The sequence below is a fragment of the Phytobacter palmae genome, from assembly GCF_039409775.1.
Classification (GTDB): domain Bacteria; phylum Pseudomonadota; class Gammaproteobacteria; order Enterobacterales; family Enterobacteriaceae; genus Phytobacter; species Phytobacter palmae.
Map to the genome: position 1 here is coordinate 143,648 of NZ_JBCIVJ010000002.1, position 15,922 is coordinate 159,569.

The 15,922-nt window shown below is 58.0% G+C and carries 15 protein-coding genes; 10 read left to right on the forward strand and 5 right to left on the reverse strand.

Annotated features, from left to right (window positions below):
- The first annotated feature begins 55 nt into the window (after positions 1-55).
- The 6 genes from nikA to nikR are packed head-to-tail and all read left to right on the forward strand — an operon-like array spanning position 56 to position 5,387.
- Entirely contained in the window at positions 56-1,627 is a 1,572-nt protein-coding gene (gene nikA / locus AAIG39_RS03360; RefSeq protein WP_343193184.1) for a nickel ABC transporter substrate-binding protein, read from the forward strand.
- Positions 1,627-2,571, forward strand: a complete 945-nt coding sequence (gene nikB, locus AAIG39_RS03365; protein ID WP_343193185.1) for a nickel ABC transporter permease subunit NikB — start codon at positions 1,627-1,629, stop codon at positions 2,569-2,571. The genes nikA and nikB overlap by 1 nt, the downstream gene beginning before the upstream one ends.
- Positions 2,568-3,401 (forward strand): nickel ABC transporter permease subunit NikC, encoded by an 834-nt coding sequence (nikC, locus tag AAIG39_RS03370; RefSeq protein WP_343193186.1) that lies wholly within the window; start codon positions 2,568-2,570, stop codon positions 3,399-3,401. Before nikB ends, nikC begins: the two co-directional genes overlap by 4 nt.
- A complete protein-coding gene (gene nikD / locus AAIG39_RS03375) occupies positions 3,401-4,162 on the forward strand; it encodes a nickel import ATP-binding protein NikD (RefSeq protein WP_090083882.1) in 762 nt (253 codons plus the stop codon). The genes nikC and nikD overlap by 1 nt, the downstream gene beginning before the upstream one ends.
- Entirely contained in the window at positions 4,162-4,950 is a 789-nt protein-coding gene (gene nikE / locus AAIG39_RS03380; protein WP_343193187.1) for a nickel import ATP-binding protein NikE, read from the forward strand. Before nikD ends, nikE begins: the two co-directional genes overlap by 1 nt.
- Positions 4,938-5,387: a nickel-responsive transcriptional regulator NikR gene (gene nikR / locus AAIG39_RS03385; RefSeq protein ID WP_343193188.1), complete on the forward strand. Its 450-nt coding sequence runs from the start codon at positions 4,938-4,940 to the stop codon at positions 5,385-5,387. The genes nikE and nikR overlap by 13 nt, the downstream gene beginning before the upstream one ends.
- Here the strand turns inward: nikR and AAIG39_RS03390 are convergent.
- Positions 5,335-6,441: an iron-containing alcohol dehydrogenase family protein gene (locus AAIG39_RS03390; RefSeq protein ID WP_343193189.1), complete on the reverse strand. Its 1,107-nt coding sequence runs from the start codon at positions 6,439-6,441 to the stop codon at positions 5,335-5,337. The genes nikR and AAIG39_RS03390 overlap by 53 nt on opposite strands.
- A gap of 227 nt (positions 6,442-6,668) precedes the next feature.
- On the opposite strand from AAIG39_RS03390, the gene purB reads away from it, so the two are divergent.
- From purB to AAIG39_RS03410, 4 genes are read left to right on the forward strand one after another with little or no spacing between them, the layout of a single operon-like run.
- Positions 6,669-8,036: an adenylosuccinate lyase gene (gene purB / locus AAIG39_RS03395; protein WP_343193190.1), complete on the forward strand. Its 1,368-nt coding sequence runs from the start codon at positions 6,669-6,671 to the stop codon at positions 8,034-8,036.
- The gene (locus AAIG39_RS03400; RefSeq protein WP_343193191.1) at positions 8,033-8,560 is read left to right on the forward strand and encodes a GNAT family N-acetyltransferase; all 528 of its coding nucleotides are present in this window, start codon (positions 8,033-8,035) and stop codon (positions 8,558-8,560) included. The genes purB and AAIG39_RS03400 overlap by 4 nt, the downstream gene beginning before the upstream one ends.
- 10 nt (positions 8,561-8,570) lie before the next feature.
- The gene (locus tag AAIG39_RS03405; protein WP_249572380.1) at positions 8,571-9,716 is read left to right on the forward strand and encodes an amidohydrolase; all 1,146 of its coding nucleotides are present in this window, start codon (positions 8,571-8,573) and stop codon (positions 9,714-9,716) included.
- Positions 9,713-11,023: an MmgE/PrpD family protein gene (locus AAIG39_RS03410; RefSeq protein ID WP_343193192.1), complete on the forward strand. Its 1,311-nt coding sequence runs from the start codon at positions 9,713-9,715 to the stop codon at positions 11,021-11,023. Before AAIG39_RS03405 ends, AAIG39_RS03410 begins: the two co-directional genes overlap by 4 nt.
- Here AAIG39_RS03410 and AAIG39_RS03415 read toward each other — a convergent pair.
- The 4 genes from AAIG39_RS03415 to AAIG39_RS03430 are packed head-to-tail and all read right to left on the reverse strand — an operon-like array spanning position 10,998 to position 15,872.
- Positions 10,998-13,298, reverse strand: a complete 2,301-nt coding sequence (locus tag AAIG39_RS03415; RefSeq protein WP_343193193.1) for a molybdopterin-dependent oxidoreductase — start codon at positions 13,296-13,298, stop codon at positions 10,998-11,000. The genes AAIG39_RS03410 and AAIG39_RS03415 overlap by 26 nt on opposite strands.
- A complete protein-coding gene (locus AAIG39_RS03420) occupies positions 13,299-14,060 on the reverse strand; it encodes an amino acid ABC transporter ATP-binding protein (RefSeq protein WP_343193194.1) in 762 nt (253 codons plus the stop codon).
- The gene (locus AAIG39_RS03425) at positions 14,053-14,979 is read right to left on the reverse strand and encodes an amino acid ABC transporter permease (protein ID WP_343193195.1); all 927 of its coding nucleotides are present in this window, start codon (positions 14,977-14,979) and stop codon (positions 14,053-14,055) included. The genes AAIG39_RS03420 and AAIG39_RS03425 overlap by 8 nt, the downstream gene beginning before the upstream one ends.
- Positions 14,979-15,872 (reverse strand): ABC transporter substrate-binding protein, encoded by an 894-nt coding sequence (locus tag AAIG39_RS03430; protein ID WP_343193196.1) that lies wholly within the window; start codon positions 15,870-15,872, stop codon positions 14,979-14,981. The genes AAIG39_RS03425 and AAIG39_RS03430 overlap by 1 nt, the downstream gene beginning before the upstream one ends.
- Positions 15,873-15,922 lie beyond the last annotated feature (50 nt).

The following is a 15,922-nucleotide window of genomic DNA, read 5'->3' on the forward strand; positions in this document are numbered from 1 at the left end:
TGATGAATCCATAAAATCGTCATACTCCTTTTGTGGCAGACTTTCAGGGAAAACCATGTCGTCCTTTCGCTCTCTTAGTGCGTTACTACTGGCCTGTACTACGTTTTTTGCCCAGGCTTCATCCCCGCAGGAGTTGACCACCGCATGGCCGGTCAACGCAGGACCGCTTAATCCGCATCTCTATACGCCGAACCAAATGTTCGCCCAAAGCATGGTTTACGAGCCGCTGGTTAAGTATCAGGCCGACGGCACGGTAAAACCCTGGCTGGCCAAAAGCTGGACCTCGTCTGAGGATGGAAAAACCTGGGTCTTCACGCTGCGTACTGATGTGACGTTCTCCAACGGCGAGCCGTTTAACGCACAGGCAGCGGCGGAAAACTTCCGTGCTGTGCTTGATAACCGCCAGCGTCATGCCTGGCTTGAGCTTGCCAACCAGATAACCGACGTGAAAGCACTCAGCGACAGCGAACTGCAAATTACCCTGAAAAGCGCCTACTACCCGTTCCTGCAGGAGCTTTCCCTGCCCCGGCCGTTTCGTTTTATCGCCCCCTCCCAGTTTAAAAATCACGAAACAATGAACGGTATCGTTGCTCCCATTGGTACCGGGCCGTGGGTATTGCAGGAGTCGCGCCTGAATCAATACGACGTGATGGTGCGTAACGAACACTACTGGGGCGAAAAACCGGCGCTGAGCAAAATCACCATCAAAGTGATCCCGGACCCTACCAGTCGCGCGGTGGCGTTTGAAACCGGCGAGCTCGACCTGCTGTATGGCAATGAAGGGCTGTTGCCGCTTGATACCTTCTCCCGTTTCAGTCAGAACCCGGCGTTACGCACGCAGCTTTCCGCCCCGGTCGAAACGGTGATGCTGGCGCTGAACTCCGCGAAAGCGCCCACCAATGAACAGGCCGTCCGCGAAGCGCTCAATTACGCGGTCGATAAAAAGACGCTGATTGATAGCGCGCTGTACGGCACCCAGAAGGTAGCCGATACGCTCTTTGCCCCCACCGTGCCCTACGCTGATATTGGTCTGAAAGCGCGTGAATACTCCCCGGCAAAAGCTCGTGCGCTGCTGGACGCCGACGGCTGGAAACTGCCGGACGGCAAAACTACCCGTGAAAAAGCAGGGCAGCCCCTGCATGTCGAACTGGCGTTTATCGGCACCGACGCGATGAGTAAATCAATGGCCGAAATTATTCAGGCCAATTTACGCGACATCGGCGTGGACACGGCACTTGTGGGCGAGGAAGAGAGCAGTATTTATGCCCGCCAGCGCGACGGTCGTTTTGGCATGATTTTCAACCGCACCTGGGGGGCGCCTTATGACCCGCACGCCTTCTTAAGCTCCATGCGTGTACCGTCTCATGCGGATTATCAGGCACAACTTGGCCTGCCGGACAAAGCGCAGATCGATAAAGAGATTGGCGAGGTGCTGACGACACGCGATGAGACAGAGCGCCAGGCGCTTTATCGCGACATTCTGACCCGTCTGCACGACGAGGCGGTCTATCTGCCCATCAGCTATGTATCAACGCTGGTGGTGGCGAAGCCTGAACTGGGCGTGATTCCTTTCGCCCCTATCGCCAGTGATATTCCTTTTGAACACATTACCCCGGTGAAACCCTGATGCTGCGCTATGTCATTCGCCGTTTGTTACTGCTTATTCCGATGATTTTCGCCGCCTCGGTGGTCATCTTCCTGCTGCTGCGCATGGGAGCCGGCGACCCGGCGCTGGATTATCTGCGCCTGTCGAATCTGCCTCCTACGCAGGAGATGGTCGCCTCGACGCGCACCATGCTGGGGCTGGATAAACCACTGCCACAGCAGTATCTGCACTGGTTATGGCAGGCGCTGCATCTCGATTTCGGTATCTCATATGCGACCCAACGCCCGGTACTGGAAGATGTTCTGCACTTCCTGCCAGCCACATTGCAACTGGCGGGCGTCGCGCTGATCCTGATTCTGCTTACCTCCGTACCGCTGGGTATCTGGGCCGCGCGCCACCGCAATAGCCTGCCGGACTATATCGTGCGTCTGATTGCCTTTCTTGGCGTCTCAATGCCCAACTTCTGGCTGGCCTTTCTGCTGGTGATGTTCTTCTCGGTTTATCTGCAATGGCTACCGGCAATGGGCTACGGCGGCTGGCGGCATATCCTGCTGCCCGCCGTGTCGATTGCCTTTATGTCGCTCGCCATCAATGCTCGTCTGTTACGCGCCAGTATGCTGGAGGCCGCCGGGCAGCGGCATGTTACCTGGGCGCGGCTACGCGGCCTGAGTGAAAAACAGACCGAGCGTCAGCATATTTTGCGTAACGCGTCATTGCCAGTCATCACCGCGCTCGGCATGCACGTGGGTGAGCTGATTGGCGGTACGATGATTATCGAAAGCATTTTTGCCTGGCCGGGTATAGGCCGTTATGCCGTGTCGGCCATCTTCAACCGTGACTACCCGGTGATCCAGTGTTTTACGCTGGTGATGGTCATCGTATTCGCCCTGTGTAACTTGCTGGTAGATGTAATCAGCGCCGCGCTGGACCCGCGAATTCGTCATCAGGAAGGAGCACATGCATGAGTTTTCTGCGTTCTGCCCGCTGGTCGGTACGCTTTGCCGTGCTGATACTGGCGCTGCTGCTGGTTATCGCCCTGACCTGTCAGTGGTGGCTCCCCTACGACCCGCAGGCAATTAACCTGCCTGCCCGTCTGTTACCACCAGGTAGCGAACACTGGCTGGGCACCGACCATCTTGGGCGGGATATTTTTGCCCGCCTGATGAGCGCCACCCGCGTCTCCTTAGGCTCGGTCATGGCCTGTCTTCTGCTGGTGCTGGTGCTTGGACTGACGTTCGGCGGTTGTGCCGGGCTGGCGGGAGGGCGCATCGATCAGGCAATTATGCGCGTGGCGGATGTCTTTATGACCTTCCCCACCTCGATCCTGTCGTTCTTTATGGTCGGCGTGCTGGGAACCGGGCTGACGAATGTGATTATCGCCATCGCGCTCTCTCACTGGGCCTGGTACGCACGCATGGTACGCAGCCTGGTGATTTCTCTGCGCAGCCGTGAGTACATTCTGGCGGCCCGCCTGAGCGGGGCGAGCTATACGCAGGTATTTATCGACCATCTGGCGGGCGCCGTGGTGCCCTCGCTGCTGGTACTGGCGACGCTCGATATCGGCCATATGATGCTGCACGTGGCGGGAATGTCGTTTCTGGGGCTGGGCGTCAGCGCCCCCACCGCCGAATGGGGAGTGATGATTAACGATGCCCGCCAGTATATCTGGACGCAACCATTGCAAATGTTATGGCCGGGGCTGGCGCTGTTTATCAGCGTGATGGCCTTTAACATGGTGGGCGATGCCCTGCGCGATCGCCTCGATCCTCATCTGGAAACGGAGCATGCCCACTGATGCCTGCGCAACTTGAACTGCGAAATTTCACCCTTGAGGCGCAGCGTCCCCTCACCTGCGACGTCTCACTCACCCTTAAACGCGGGCGCGTGCTGGCGCTGGTGGGTGGAAGCGGCAGCGGGAAATCGCTGACCTGCGCCGCCGCGCTCGGCGTATTGCCTGCGGGTGTGCGGCAAACGGCGGGCACGCTGCTGGCGGATGGTCACCCGATCTCGCCACAGGCGCTGCGCGGACTTAAGGTGGCGACTATTATGCAAAACCCACGCAGCGCCTTTAACCCACTGCGGACCATGGCGGCGCATGCGCGGGAAACCTGCCTGGCGCTGGGTAAACCGGCAGATGACGCCACGCTTGTTGCCGCCCTGACCGACGTTGGGCTGGATGCGCCGGAACGGGTGCTGACGCTCTATCCTTTTGAGATGAGCGGCGGCATGTTGCAGCGCATGATGATCGCCATGGCGCTGCTTAGCGACGCGGCGTTTATTGTTGCCGACGAGCCCACCACCGACCTGGACGCCGTGGCACAGGCCAGAATTCTCGATCTGCTCGAACGTCTCTTGCAGACCCGACATTGCGGCATATTACTGGTCACCCATGATATGGGCGTGGTGGCGCGACTCGCCGATGACGTGGCGGTGATGGAGGCGGGGCGTATTGTCGAGCAGGGCAGTGTCGATGTGCTGTTTAGCGCGCCGCAACATCCTGTGACACGCAACCTGCTGGCGGCACACCTTGCGCTGTACGGTATGGAGCTGGGTTAATGAATTTACTCACGATGTCTGACGTCTCCCACCGCTATCATACTCACCCGGTGCTGGAGAATATCTCCCTTGCGATCAATAGCGGGGAAAGTCTCGCGTTATTAGGACGCAGCGGCTGCGGCAAAAGCACGCTGGCGCGTCTGCTGGTTGGGCTGGAAAAGCCCGTCAGCGGCGATATCATCTGGCAGGGTACATCACTTGCCAGAATGACCGGGGCGATGAAAAAAGATTTCCGCCGGGATATTCAACTGGTCTTTCAGGACGCTATCAGCGCGGCCAACCCACGTAAAACGGTGCGCGAAATCCTCGCTGAACCGCTGCGCCATCTGTTTACCTTAAGCAAAACGGAGCAGTGCGCCCGTATCGAACAGTTGATGCGCGATGTGGAACTGGAAAGCAGCCTGCTGGAACAGCGCCCGCCTCAACTGAGCGGTGGGCAGTTACAGCGCGTCTGCCTGGCCCGCGCGCTGGCGACTCGCCCGACGTTGCTTATCCTTGATGAGGCTGTGTCCAGCCTTGATCTGGTATTGCAGGCAGGCATCATTCGTCTTCTGAAAAAACTGCAACAGCACTCGGGCATCGCCTGCCTGTTTATTACCCACGATTTACGTCTGGTGGAACGTTTTTGCCAGCGCGTGGTGGTGATGGAGAACGGCCATATCACCGAAGATATTGCCGTCACTCACCCATTACGTTTTACCTCCCTGGCCGGACAGGCGCTGCAACAGGCCGTCCTGCCCGCCTTTCCCAAAACCCGAACTCCAGGAACGCTGCCATGCAACGCGTAACCGTTACTCTTGATGATGACCTGCTTGTCACCCTTGACGATCTCAGCCAGCGCCGTGGCTATTACAATCGCTCCGAAGCGTTGCGGGATATTTTACGCGACGCACTCACCCAGCAAGCGGCCTGCGAGCAGGACACACGGGGCTATGCGGTGCTGTCATATGTGTATGAACATGAAAAGCGCGATCTGGCGAGCCGCATTGTCGCCACGCAGCACCACCATCACGATCTCTCAGTTGCCACATTACATGTGCACATCAACCATGACGACTGCCTGGAGATCGCCGTCCTGAAAGGAAAAATGGGCGATGTTCAGCAGTTTGCCGATAGCGTCATCGCCCAGCGCGGTGTGCGTCACGGCCATCTTCAGCGCGTTACGGATGACACTACCCCGCCAGATCACGGGCATACGCACGGGTTGAAACATATTGTTCTGTAAGACGCAGCGCCTGCTCAATACGCGTGGGTTCGAGTGTGAACGGTAAATGCTCCAGAGCATCACGCGGGAAGGGAATACTGCGCGCCACCGCCTGGATGACCGCCAGGCGGATCTCTTTGAGCGGTGCCAGGGTTAGCGGCATTTCATACTGACGCAGTAGCGCCAGTAATACCGGGTCGGGCTGGTTGTTGTCATTTTCCAGAATGGATTGCACCAGCAGACTGAATCCCACACGTTCACCATGCAGCCACTGGCGCAAAGCCGGCTCGTGGGTCAGGCGGTTATGGATCGCATGCGCCACGCCAGGTGTGGGGATTTCGCCGCGCACGCTGTTAGCCATACCGGCCACCGCAATATTGGCGTCAATCACATTGATCAGCGCATCCGACACCACCTGGGCTTTATTATCACGAATAGCCTGTTGACCGTGTTTTTCATAAATATCGACGGCCAGACGCGCATTTTGCACTTTTAATTGCAGCCCGAGATTATCGGGTTTTTTCTGCAAATAGGGACGAAATTCATACCATTTTGCCAGCGCATCGACGATACCTGCTTTTAAATATCGCACGTCGCTACGGGCAATGACTTCGCTATCCACCAGCACCAGGCGCGGCAGCGTGCGTAAAGCCTGGCTACTGATCTGCGCGCCTTCATCCGTATAGAAAACCGCCAGAGGAGACCAGGCCGCACAGGTGGCTGCCAGTGTGGGAATAGTGATGGATTCACCGCCCTCAAGGGTATCGGCGACAGCTTTGGCGGTATCCAAAACGCGACCACCACCGACGCCGACAATAAACTGCACCCCCAGTTTTTTTGCCCGCTGCACATAGCGGGCAACGCTATCTTCGGTACAGTAACCGGTCATGATCTCCGTCTGCCAGCGGATGCCGCTGGCGCGTAAGCTCTCTTCAAGCCCCGGGTTAACCTGCGCCCATGCCTTTACGCTGGTAATAATCAAAATATGTTGGGTAAGCGGCGCAATATATTTTCCTGCGTCATGACGAATACCAGACTGGTGAAACCAGGTCTGCGGAGTTTTTATCGCAAGCATTGGCATGTCCATGTGTGCGCGAATTATTTCGCTTTATCTCACCATGCTACAAAAATAAAAATTAAAAACAATAATCTCTATTTCTTCTATTTTCATATCGATAGAAGAATATTGGATAAGGCAATAAATACCTTGCCCCGCGATATATCCATCAATGAAGATACTTGCAGAAAATAGTGGTTCCCATTATTTCAATTTTCCCTTTCACCGACAGGCAAACGAAAAAAATGGCATCGCATTCTATCGATTTTGTAATTATTGGCAATAACTTCGCCACGCCGGAAATGCGTGCCGTCTGGTCGGAAGAAAATCGGCTTCATCAACAGGTGGCGGTCGAAGTTGCACTGGCTCAGGCCCAGGGCGAACTGGGGGTGATCCCGCAAGAGGCTGCCGAAGAGATCCTTCGCCGTGCTCAGCCAGAAAAACTGCTGCTAAGCGATATTGCCGCTCAGGCCGGACTGATGAAACACTCCTTTATGCCCACGCTGAGCGCCTTGCAACAACAGTGCGGCCCGGCAGGGGAATATCTGCATTACGGTGCCACCACACAGGACATCGTCGACACCGCCACCATTTTGCAGTTGCGCCAGGCATTGACCATTATTCGTCGTGACACCCTGGGCGTTACCCGCGCGTTACGCCAGTTGTCAGCGCGCCATCAGCACACCCTGATGGTTGGCCGCACGCATGGTATGCAGGCACTGCCGACCACCTTTGGTTTTAAAACCGCCGTCTGGCTGGATGAATTTTTGCGCCACCTGACACGCCTCGGTGAAATCACGCCACGCGTGCTCACCGGCAATATCAACGGCGCGATTGGCACCAATGCCGCGCTGGGCGCACAGGGCCCGGAAGTAGAGCGCAGAGCGCTGAGTCTGCTCGGCCTGAATAGCCCAACCATTGGCTGGCAGTCCGCCCGCGACAGGCTGAGCGAATTCGCGTCGGTTGCGGTGCTGATTAGCGGTTCACTGGGCAAAATCGGCAATGAACTTTATAACCTGATGCGCAGCGAAATTGGCGAAGTGGAAGAGCCGTTCAGCAAAGGTAAAATCGGCTCCACGACCATGCCGCATAAACGCAACCCGGCGGCCATCGAAGGGCTGGCAAGCCTGACGCCGCCGATTCGCAAAAGCGCGGCGCTAATCTACGAATCCATGCACCTTGAACATGAGCGTGACGCAATGAGCTGGCGCGCCGAATGGCTGGCCCTGCCGGAAATCTGCCTCTACCTCTCCGCCCAGTTGCAAAATGCCCAGGGTATCCTGAGCGGGCTGACGGTGAATGAAGCGAAAATGCGTGCCAATCTGGATATTCAGGCCGGGCTACTGCTGTCTGAAAAAGTGATGTTTGAGGCAGGCAAAACCCTCGGCAAGCAGACCGCTCATCATCTGGTCTACACCTGTGCCATGATGGCCTTTGAAACCGGACGTGACTTTAAGAGCGTGCTGGCGGAAACCCCGGCGTTTGCCAGTGCCTTCTCAAGCGCAGATCTGGATGCCTGGTTTGACCCTGCACGCTACCTCGGTAGCGCTGTGGAAAAGGTGTCAGATGTGCTGCGCGCCGCCGATGCTGCGCTGGAGCAGGCGTCGGTATGACCGAAAAATATCGTCAGCTCACCCTGGCCGATAGCGATGCCTATCTCGAACTCATGCTCGCCGCCTATGCCCCCTCGCTGACGTTAGGTGTCCATTTCGATGCGGCCACCGCCACGCCCGAGAAGGTCGAACGGCACCTGCGACAGCACGGCGTGTTCGGCCTGTTTATTGAGGATGAACTGGCCGCGTCCGTCACCCTGCGATACCCGTGGGGGCCGCTCCCCGGTCCCTTTGGTTTGCCGCATATTGGCTGGTTCGGTGCGCACCCGCGCTTTCGTGGTCAACAGCGGGGACAGCAAATTTATGGCTGGGTGGAAACTCATATCGTGCGCGACATGCTGCACGCCCCCGCGATTTCGTTAGGTACGGCTATCCACCATCCGTGGCTGATTGAGATGTATCAACACTGGGGCTTTACGCCGCAGCACAAAGCGGATCTGGGGAAAGGCCATATCACCCTGTTTATGAAAAAGATCCTTGATGAGGCAGCCCACACAAGCTGGCTCGCCCGCCAAACACCCTAATGAGTAAACCATGACAGATACCCATGATTTAGCCCTCTGGCTTACCGATTTTCGCCATGAACTGCACCGTTTCCCGGAACTCTCCAACGAAGAATTCGCCACTACCGCACGCCTGCGTAATGTGCTGGAGCAGTATCAGATTTCTATTCTGCCGCTGGATTTACCCACCGGCCTGGTGGTGGAGATCGGCGGGCAAAACCCCGGCCCCCTGGTGGTGCTGCGTGCTGATATTGACGCGCTGCCCATTGAGGAAAAATCCGGCGTTGCGTATCGCTCAGAAAACCCTGGCGTAATGCACGCCTGCGGCCACGATTTCCACTCCTCGGCAGCGCTGGGGGCCGCTATTTTGCTCAAAGCGCAGGAAGCCACGCTGAAAGGCAGGGTGCGTATTCTGTTCCAGCCCGCCGAAGAGACGGGCCAGGGCGCACCGGCGGTGATTGCCACCGGCGCACTGGATGAGGCCATTGCTATTTTTGGTATTCACAATGACCCGGCACTTCCGGTGGGGGTGATGGGCAGTAAAGCAGGCGCGCTGACCGCAGGCGTGGATCGTTTCCGTATTGATATCACCGGCACCGGCAGCCACGCCGCGCGGCCTCATGAAGGTAACGATCCTATCGTGATTGCCGGGCAGTTGATTGGCGCGCTGCAAACGCTCATCAGCCGTAACGTCGACTCCAGTGAAAACGCCGTGCTCTCTATTACTCAGGTACATAGCGGAAGCACCTGGAATGTTATTCCCGATAGTGCCTGGCTCGAAGGCACTGTACGTACTTTTAGCCAGAGCGTTAGGGAAAACATCGAACGCCGTTTTCATGACGTTACGCGCGGTCTCGCCGCCACCTTTGACGCGCAAATCGCACTCGACTGGCAGCCAGGCCCACCGTCGGTCGTGAACAGCGAAAGCTGGGTCGAACTGGCGCTGGAAACCGGTGAACAGGCAGGCTTCGAAGTGCGCCGCATCCCCGCCAACCCCATCGGGGAAGACTTTGCCTTTTACCAGCAGCGTCTGCCTGGCGCGTTTATCATGATTGGTTCCGGCGGACCATTTGCTCTGCACCACCCGCAGTTCCGTGTGGATGACGCCGCCCTGTTCCCGACCGCCGACTGGCTGGCACAACTGGCCGTCGCCGCACTGACAAAGGCAACCGCATGAGCAACCTGACGGTGGAAGTCGCCCGGCTGGTTGCCACCCGACAACCCGACGAAGCTGCCCGTGAACAGGCGCGACAAGGCGTGCTGGATTTTTTCGCCGTCGCTTTCCCGGTGGTCAATGGCACCCTGCCGGATGCCACGCGGGAGACGATACGCGCAATCTGGCCCGGCGAAGACGCGCAGTCACGTGCATTGCGTCTGGGCTACTGTGGACATGCCCTCGATTTTGATGATTTTCACCCGGACTTTCGCGGACATCCTGGCACGGTGATTTTACCCACACTCCTGGCGCTCGGTACGCAGACGCCCCTGCATCTGCTGGATGCGTTTGTGGTGGGCGTCGAAATGGCGGGCAGATTAGGGCTGGCCGTCGGCGGCGGACATTATGTTCAGGGTTTTCACAACACCAGCACGCTGGGGGTTATTGCCGCGGCGGCGGCAGGTGCGAGGCTTGTCGGGGCGACGCAAGAACAAACAGCCGCGGCGCTGGCTATCGCTGCTACCCAGTCTTCCGGATTACGGGTGCAGTTTGGCTCGGATATCAAACCGCTGCATGCCGGTTTTGCCGCACGAGCGGCGGTGACTGCCGTGCAGCTTGCGCAGCACGACATCAAGGCATCCATTGCGGGCGCGCTGGAGAGTTTCCTCGCAGCTTACAGCCCCGCGACACAGCAGCCGCAAAAACTAACGCAAGACTGGGGTGCGCCGTGGCGCATTGTCACGCCGGGCCTGGAGTTCAAACCCTGGCCTACCTGCAGCGGAACGCACGGCGCGGCGCTGGCGGCACTGCGGCTGCGCAAACAGTGGCTGGCAACCGGCAAAACATCCGACAACCTTATCGGGGCCATAGAACATATCGAGATAGCCTTTCCTCCTGGCGGCGATGTGGCAGCCTTTGTGCGTCAGCCTGTAACGGGAGTGGAAGCACGCTTTAGTCTCGAATATGTGATTGCCGAGTGCCTGCTGCACGGAGAACTTGCGCTGACCCGCTTTGACGCCCGTCCTGTCGACCCGCTTACCGCAGAACTGGCTGCACGGGTGACCCGCACGCCAGATGCCAGCGCACCGCCGGATGCTCAAAATCCGAGTGCGCGTTTTCACCGCCTGACGCTGCAACTGCTTAATGGCGAGCAGCTTATCAGCCAGGTGACGCGCCAGGGGTTACTGACTCAGGGCGTCGATTTAGAAGAGAAACTACGCCAGTGCCTGCCCGGTGCGGATGCGCCCACCCGCGCACGCTGGCAGCAGCAGACGCGCCTGCACACCCCGGAGGATCTTGAGGCTATTCGCGGGTTGCTGCTGGGATAAGCGGCGAAAACGCCTGAACCGGCCCGGCATCACCGGTAAAACGGGTAGCCTGAATAACGGTAATCTGTCCGCTACAGCCCTGCGCAAGGGCAGATGTACCAATGTCCCGCGTTAAGACATTCGGGTTACCGTGGCGGCACAGTGGACGCTCCGCCTTTGGATCTACCGGGTCATACCAGGCCCCCGTTGGTAGCTGCACCACGCCGGGCTTAATGTTCACTGAAACGCTCACGACAGCCAGCAACGCCCCCCGCGCGTTATGCAACATCACCACATCCCCTTCGCTAATTTCCCGCGCCGCAGCGTCTTGCGGGTGCATCAAACAGACCTCTTTCCCCTGCCGTTTATGCTTTGCGCTGTACCGGCCATAGTCCAGTTGGCTGTGCAGACGGGTGGCGGGCTGGTTGGCGATGAGCCAGAGCGGATGCAGCGCATTCGGCTGCTCATCCGGCTCCCGCCACACCGGATGACCGGGGCAATCGGCATAGCCAAAACGGTCAATGACGGCAGAGAAGATCTGGATTTTTCCGTCCGGCGTGGGCAACGGATTTGCCTGCGGGTCGGCACGAAAGCGGCGCATCAAACGCCCGCCGTCATCCACCTGGGGCAGGGTCAACACGCCCTGCTGCCAGAAGTGGTCAAAGTCAGGCACCGGGTGGTCTATCTCCACCAGCTTTTGCTGCATCTGCTGGTAGAGATGTTGTAACCATTCGCGCACGCTGCGTCCTTCGGTAAACGCCTCTTCTTTGCCCAGGCGAGCAGCAATGTCGCGGAAAATAGCAAAATCATCCCGGGCCTCGCCGTGGGGTTTCGCCACCGGGTGCATGGCAAAAAGATGGCGATCGGTAGGGGCGCCGCCCACATCTTCACGCTCCAGCGTCATGGTGGCAGGCAGTATGAGATCTGCATGACGTGCGGTGGCCGTCAGGCTGTGTTCATGGACGATTAAGGTATCGAGACGGCAAAACGCCCGCCGCAGTCGCGCCAAATCCTGGTGATGGTGGAATGGATTGCCTCCCGCCCACCAGGCCAGCCTGATATGCGGATAGCGCCGTTCGACGCCATTAAACTGAAAGGGTTCGCCGGGATGAAGCAGCATGTCGGCAATCCGCGCCACCGGAATCAGCGCCTCGACGCCATTTGTCCCCTGTGGCAGCGACGGAAAAGAGACTCGGTTAAATGCCTTACCGTAATGCCCCAGCGCACCCAGCGCATAGGTATACCCACCGCCAGGCAGCCCCGGCTGCCCCAATGCGCAAGCCAGCACCAGCCCGAGCCATACCGGCTGTTCGCCATGCTGAGCGCGCTGTAAGGCATGGGCCACCGTGACCAGAACCCGCCTGCCGTGAAGCCGCTGCGCCAGGGCGATAATCTCGCCCGCCGGAATGCCACAAATTGCTTCGGCCCAGGCGGCATTACGTACCGTGCCGTCCGCCTCCCCCTGAAAATAGCGCACCAGCGTTGGCCAACCGGTGCAGTAACGGGCCAGGAAATCTTCATCCGTGCGCCCTTGCTGATAGAGGGTGTGTAGTAACGCCAGGATCAGCGCCGCATCTGTACCGGGCGTGATCGACAGCCATTCCCCGGCGGCATCCTCCGGCAGATCGCTACGAAGTGGGCTGACGGAGATAAAACGCGCCCCACGACGGGCCGCCTGCTGCATGTATCCGCGCTCGGTATGTTCACTCATCCCACCGCTGGCAACCTGGGCATTTTTCAGCGCCAGGCCGCCAAACGCGAGAACAATGTCGCTATGTTCGGCGATTTCCCGCCAGCTTACGCCGCGCCGGGAGATCTCATCCTGGGGCGCGACAATATGCGGCAAGATCACCGACGCTGCCGCCGAGCTGTAGGACCAGACCGAGCGCACATAGCCGCCAATCGTCGTATTGAGAAAGCGGTGCACCTGACTTTGCGCGTGATGAAAACGCCCGGCGCTCGACCAACCATAAGAGCCGCCAAACACGGCTTGTGGGCCATGAAGCTCCGCCACCCGCTGTAACTCATTTGCTGCCAGACCGAGCGCCTGCTCCCAGCTAATAGCGATATACTCGTCCGCGCCGCGCCGCTCATCCGGGCCGGGCCCGTCTTCCAGCCAGCCACGGCGTACCATCGGCTGAGTGACGCGCGCCGGGTGGGTTAAAGCATCGGTGAAGTTTTCCAGTAACGGGCTGGGATCGGGGTCGGCGGCAAAGGGGGTGATTTTCAGCGCGTTTGCCACACGCCGGGCGGTAAAAGCTCCCCAGTGGGAGCTGTGAGGCACCGGCGCAGACATTTACAAAACCGTTGAAAGGAAGTGGGTTACGCGGGCGTTGGCATTCTCTTCCAGCACCTTGCGCGCCGGGCCAGAGGCAATGACTTTACCGGACTCCATAAAGACAATGTTATCAGCAACTTCACGGGCAAAGCCGATCTCATGGGTGACAATCACCATAGTTATGCCTGAGTGAGCAAGCCCTTTGATGACCTGTAACACCTCGCCCACCAGTTCGGGATCCAGCGCGGAAGTGGGTTCATCAAACAGCATCACTTCCGGGTCCATCGCCAGCGCACGGGCAATGGCCACGCGCTGTTGCTGCCCGCCGGAAAGCTGCTGCGGCCAGTCATTTTCACGCCCGGAAAGCCCCACTTGCTGGAGCAACTGACGGGCTTTTGCTACCACCACCGCACGCGGCTGCTTCTTCACCCGGATGGGCGCATCAGTAATGTTCTGCAAAACGGTGCGATGCGGAAACAGATTAAACTGCTGGAACACCATGCCGATGCGGCTGCGTTGGGCAGCGATTTTGCTGTCGCCCACTTCATACAGCGCCTGGCCTTTTTGCACATAGCCTACCAGGTTGCCACCGATGCGAATAGTGCCCGCATCCAGCTTTTCCAGGTGGTTGATGCAGCGTAGCAGCGTGGATTTACCTGAGCCAGAAGGCCCAAGAATCACCGTGACGGACCCGGCGTCGACGTCCAGGTCAACGGCATCCACCACCGTCTGCCCACCAAAACGTTTGGTGATGTTACGTAATTCGATGGTCTCAGCCATTGCTAACGCCCCTTGCATTGAACAGAAAAACCGGCAGTTTGCGGGCGAACCAGACTTTTGCTGTCTCACGTTTTACCCCACGGGCAAAGTAACGTTCGACGTAGAACTGACCGACAGAGAGCACCGAGGTCAACAGCAGATACCATAGCGTTGCCACCAGCAGCAGCGGAATCACTTCATAGGTGCGCTGGTAGATGATTTGCGCCGAGTAAAGCACGTCCTGTAGCGAGATAACCGACACCACCGCCGTGGTTTTCAGTTGCCCGATGACCTCATTGCCCGCAGGGGGCAGAATGGCGCGTATCGCCTGTGGCAGAACCGTATGACGGAAGATCTGGCTGCGGGTGTAACCCAACGCACGCGCCGCTTCAAGCTGACCGTTGCCGACGCTCTGGATACCGGCACGAATAATTTCAGCCGCATAGGCAGACTGATGCATCACCAGGGCAATCACGGCAGCGCTAAAGGGGCTAATCAGCGCATTGGATGACGCACTAAAGAATTCACCAATCCCTGGCAGGCTCAATGAGACGGTAGGATAAAGTGCGGCGATGTTGTACCAGAGAAACAGTTGTACCAGCATCGGCACGCCCCGGAAAAACCAGGTGTATCCCCAACTGACGGCCACCAGCACCGGATTGGAGGAAAGCCGCATCAGCGCCAGTACCGTTCCCCCGGCGAAGCCCAACACCACCGAGATGGCGGTGAGCTGAAGGGTCATCAGCACGCCGCTGATAATGGAGTCTTCGGTAAAGCTCTCTGCCACTACATGCCACTCAAAACGCGGGTTATTAAAGATAGAGTGCAGCAACCCGGCCAACAGCAGTAAAACGACCAGCGCGCTGAACCAGCGCCCGTAATAGCGCTTACCGATGATGCGCAGCGCGTCCTGAGAAGCGGGAGGTGTGGAGTGAGGCATTAGAAGATGTCCTGATTACGTTTCGACTCTTTCACTGCGCCAAAGCCAATCGACCAGTGATCCAAAATCTTCTGATAGGTCCCGTCTTTGATGAGCGAATTCAGTGCGGCCTGTACTGCTTCTTCCAGTTGCGAGTCTTTCGGGAAGGCGATGGAAACCGGCGCATCGTTGACGCTGATCTGCCCGCTCATGGTCAGCGGTTTGACGGTTTTAACCTGCCAGGTGAGCCCTTCATACGGGCCGAAGAACATCGGCACGCGACCACTCACCACCGCCTGCACACCTGCCGGGAGGTCCGGGAAAACCGCGACCTTGATCGGCGGTTTGCCCTGCGATTCACACGTCTTGCTGGCTTCGTTCAAACGGTTAATCTGCGTGGTACCCGCCCCCGCGCCAATCTCTTTTCCACACACCTGCGTGAGCTCGGTGAACTCGGGAATACTGGCATCTTTACGGGAGATTACTCCCAGACGGGAAGCGTCGTAGTAGCTGACGAAATCGACCTGCTCGAGGCGTTTCTGCGTGGCGTTAATATTGGACAGCGCGACATCATAGCGACCGGATTTGAGGCCAGGGATAATATTGTCAAAGCCCCCGGTATCGTGCCATTGTACCTGTACACCCAGGCGCTCTGCCACTGCGCTCATAATATCGATTTCACGCCCGGCCAGCGTTTTATTATCTTCCTGATAAAAGGTGGTGGGCGGCGTATTCGGGTTTGTTCCGGCAACAATATACCCACGCTGCAAAATGTCTGCCGGAAGTTTGGCTTTTAATGTTTCATCTGCCGTAACAGTAAAATTATTTTTTGCCGGAACAGTTTGTTCAGCGGCAATAACCTGCTGCATGCCGCCCAGGGCCAAAAATAGCGCTAAAATGCTCTGTTTTTTCATTTCGTTTTTCTGTCCCCAAAATTAACCCCGTACGGGGTGGCAAAATAAAA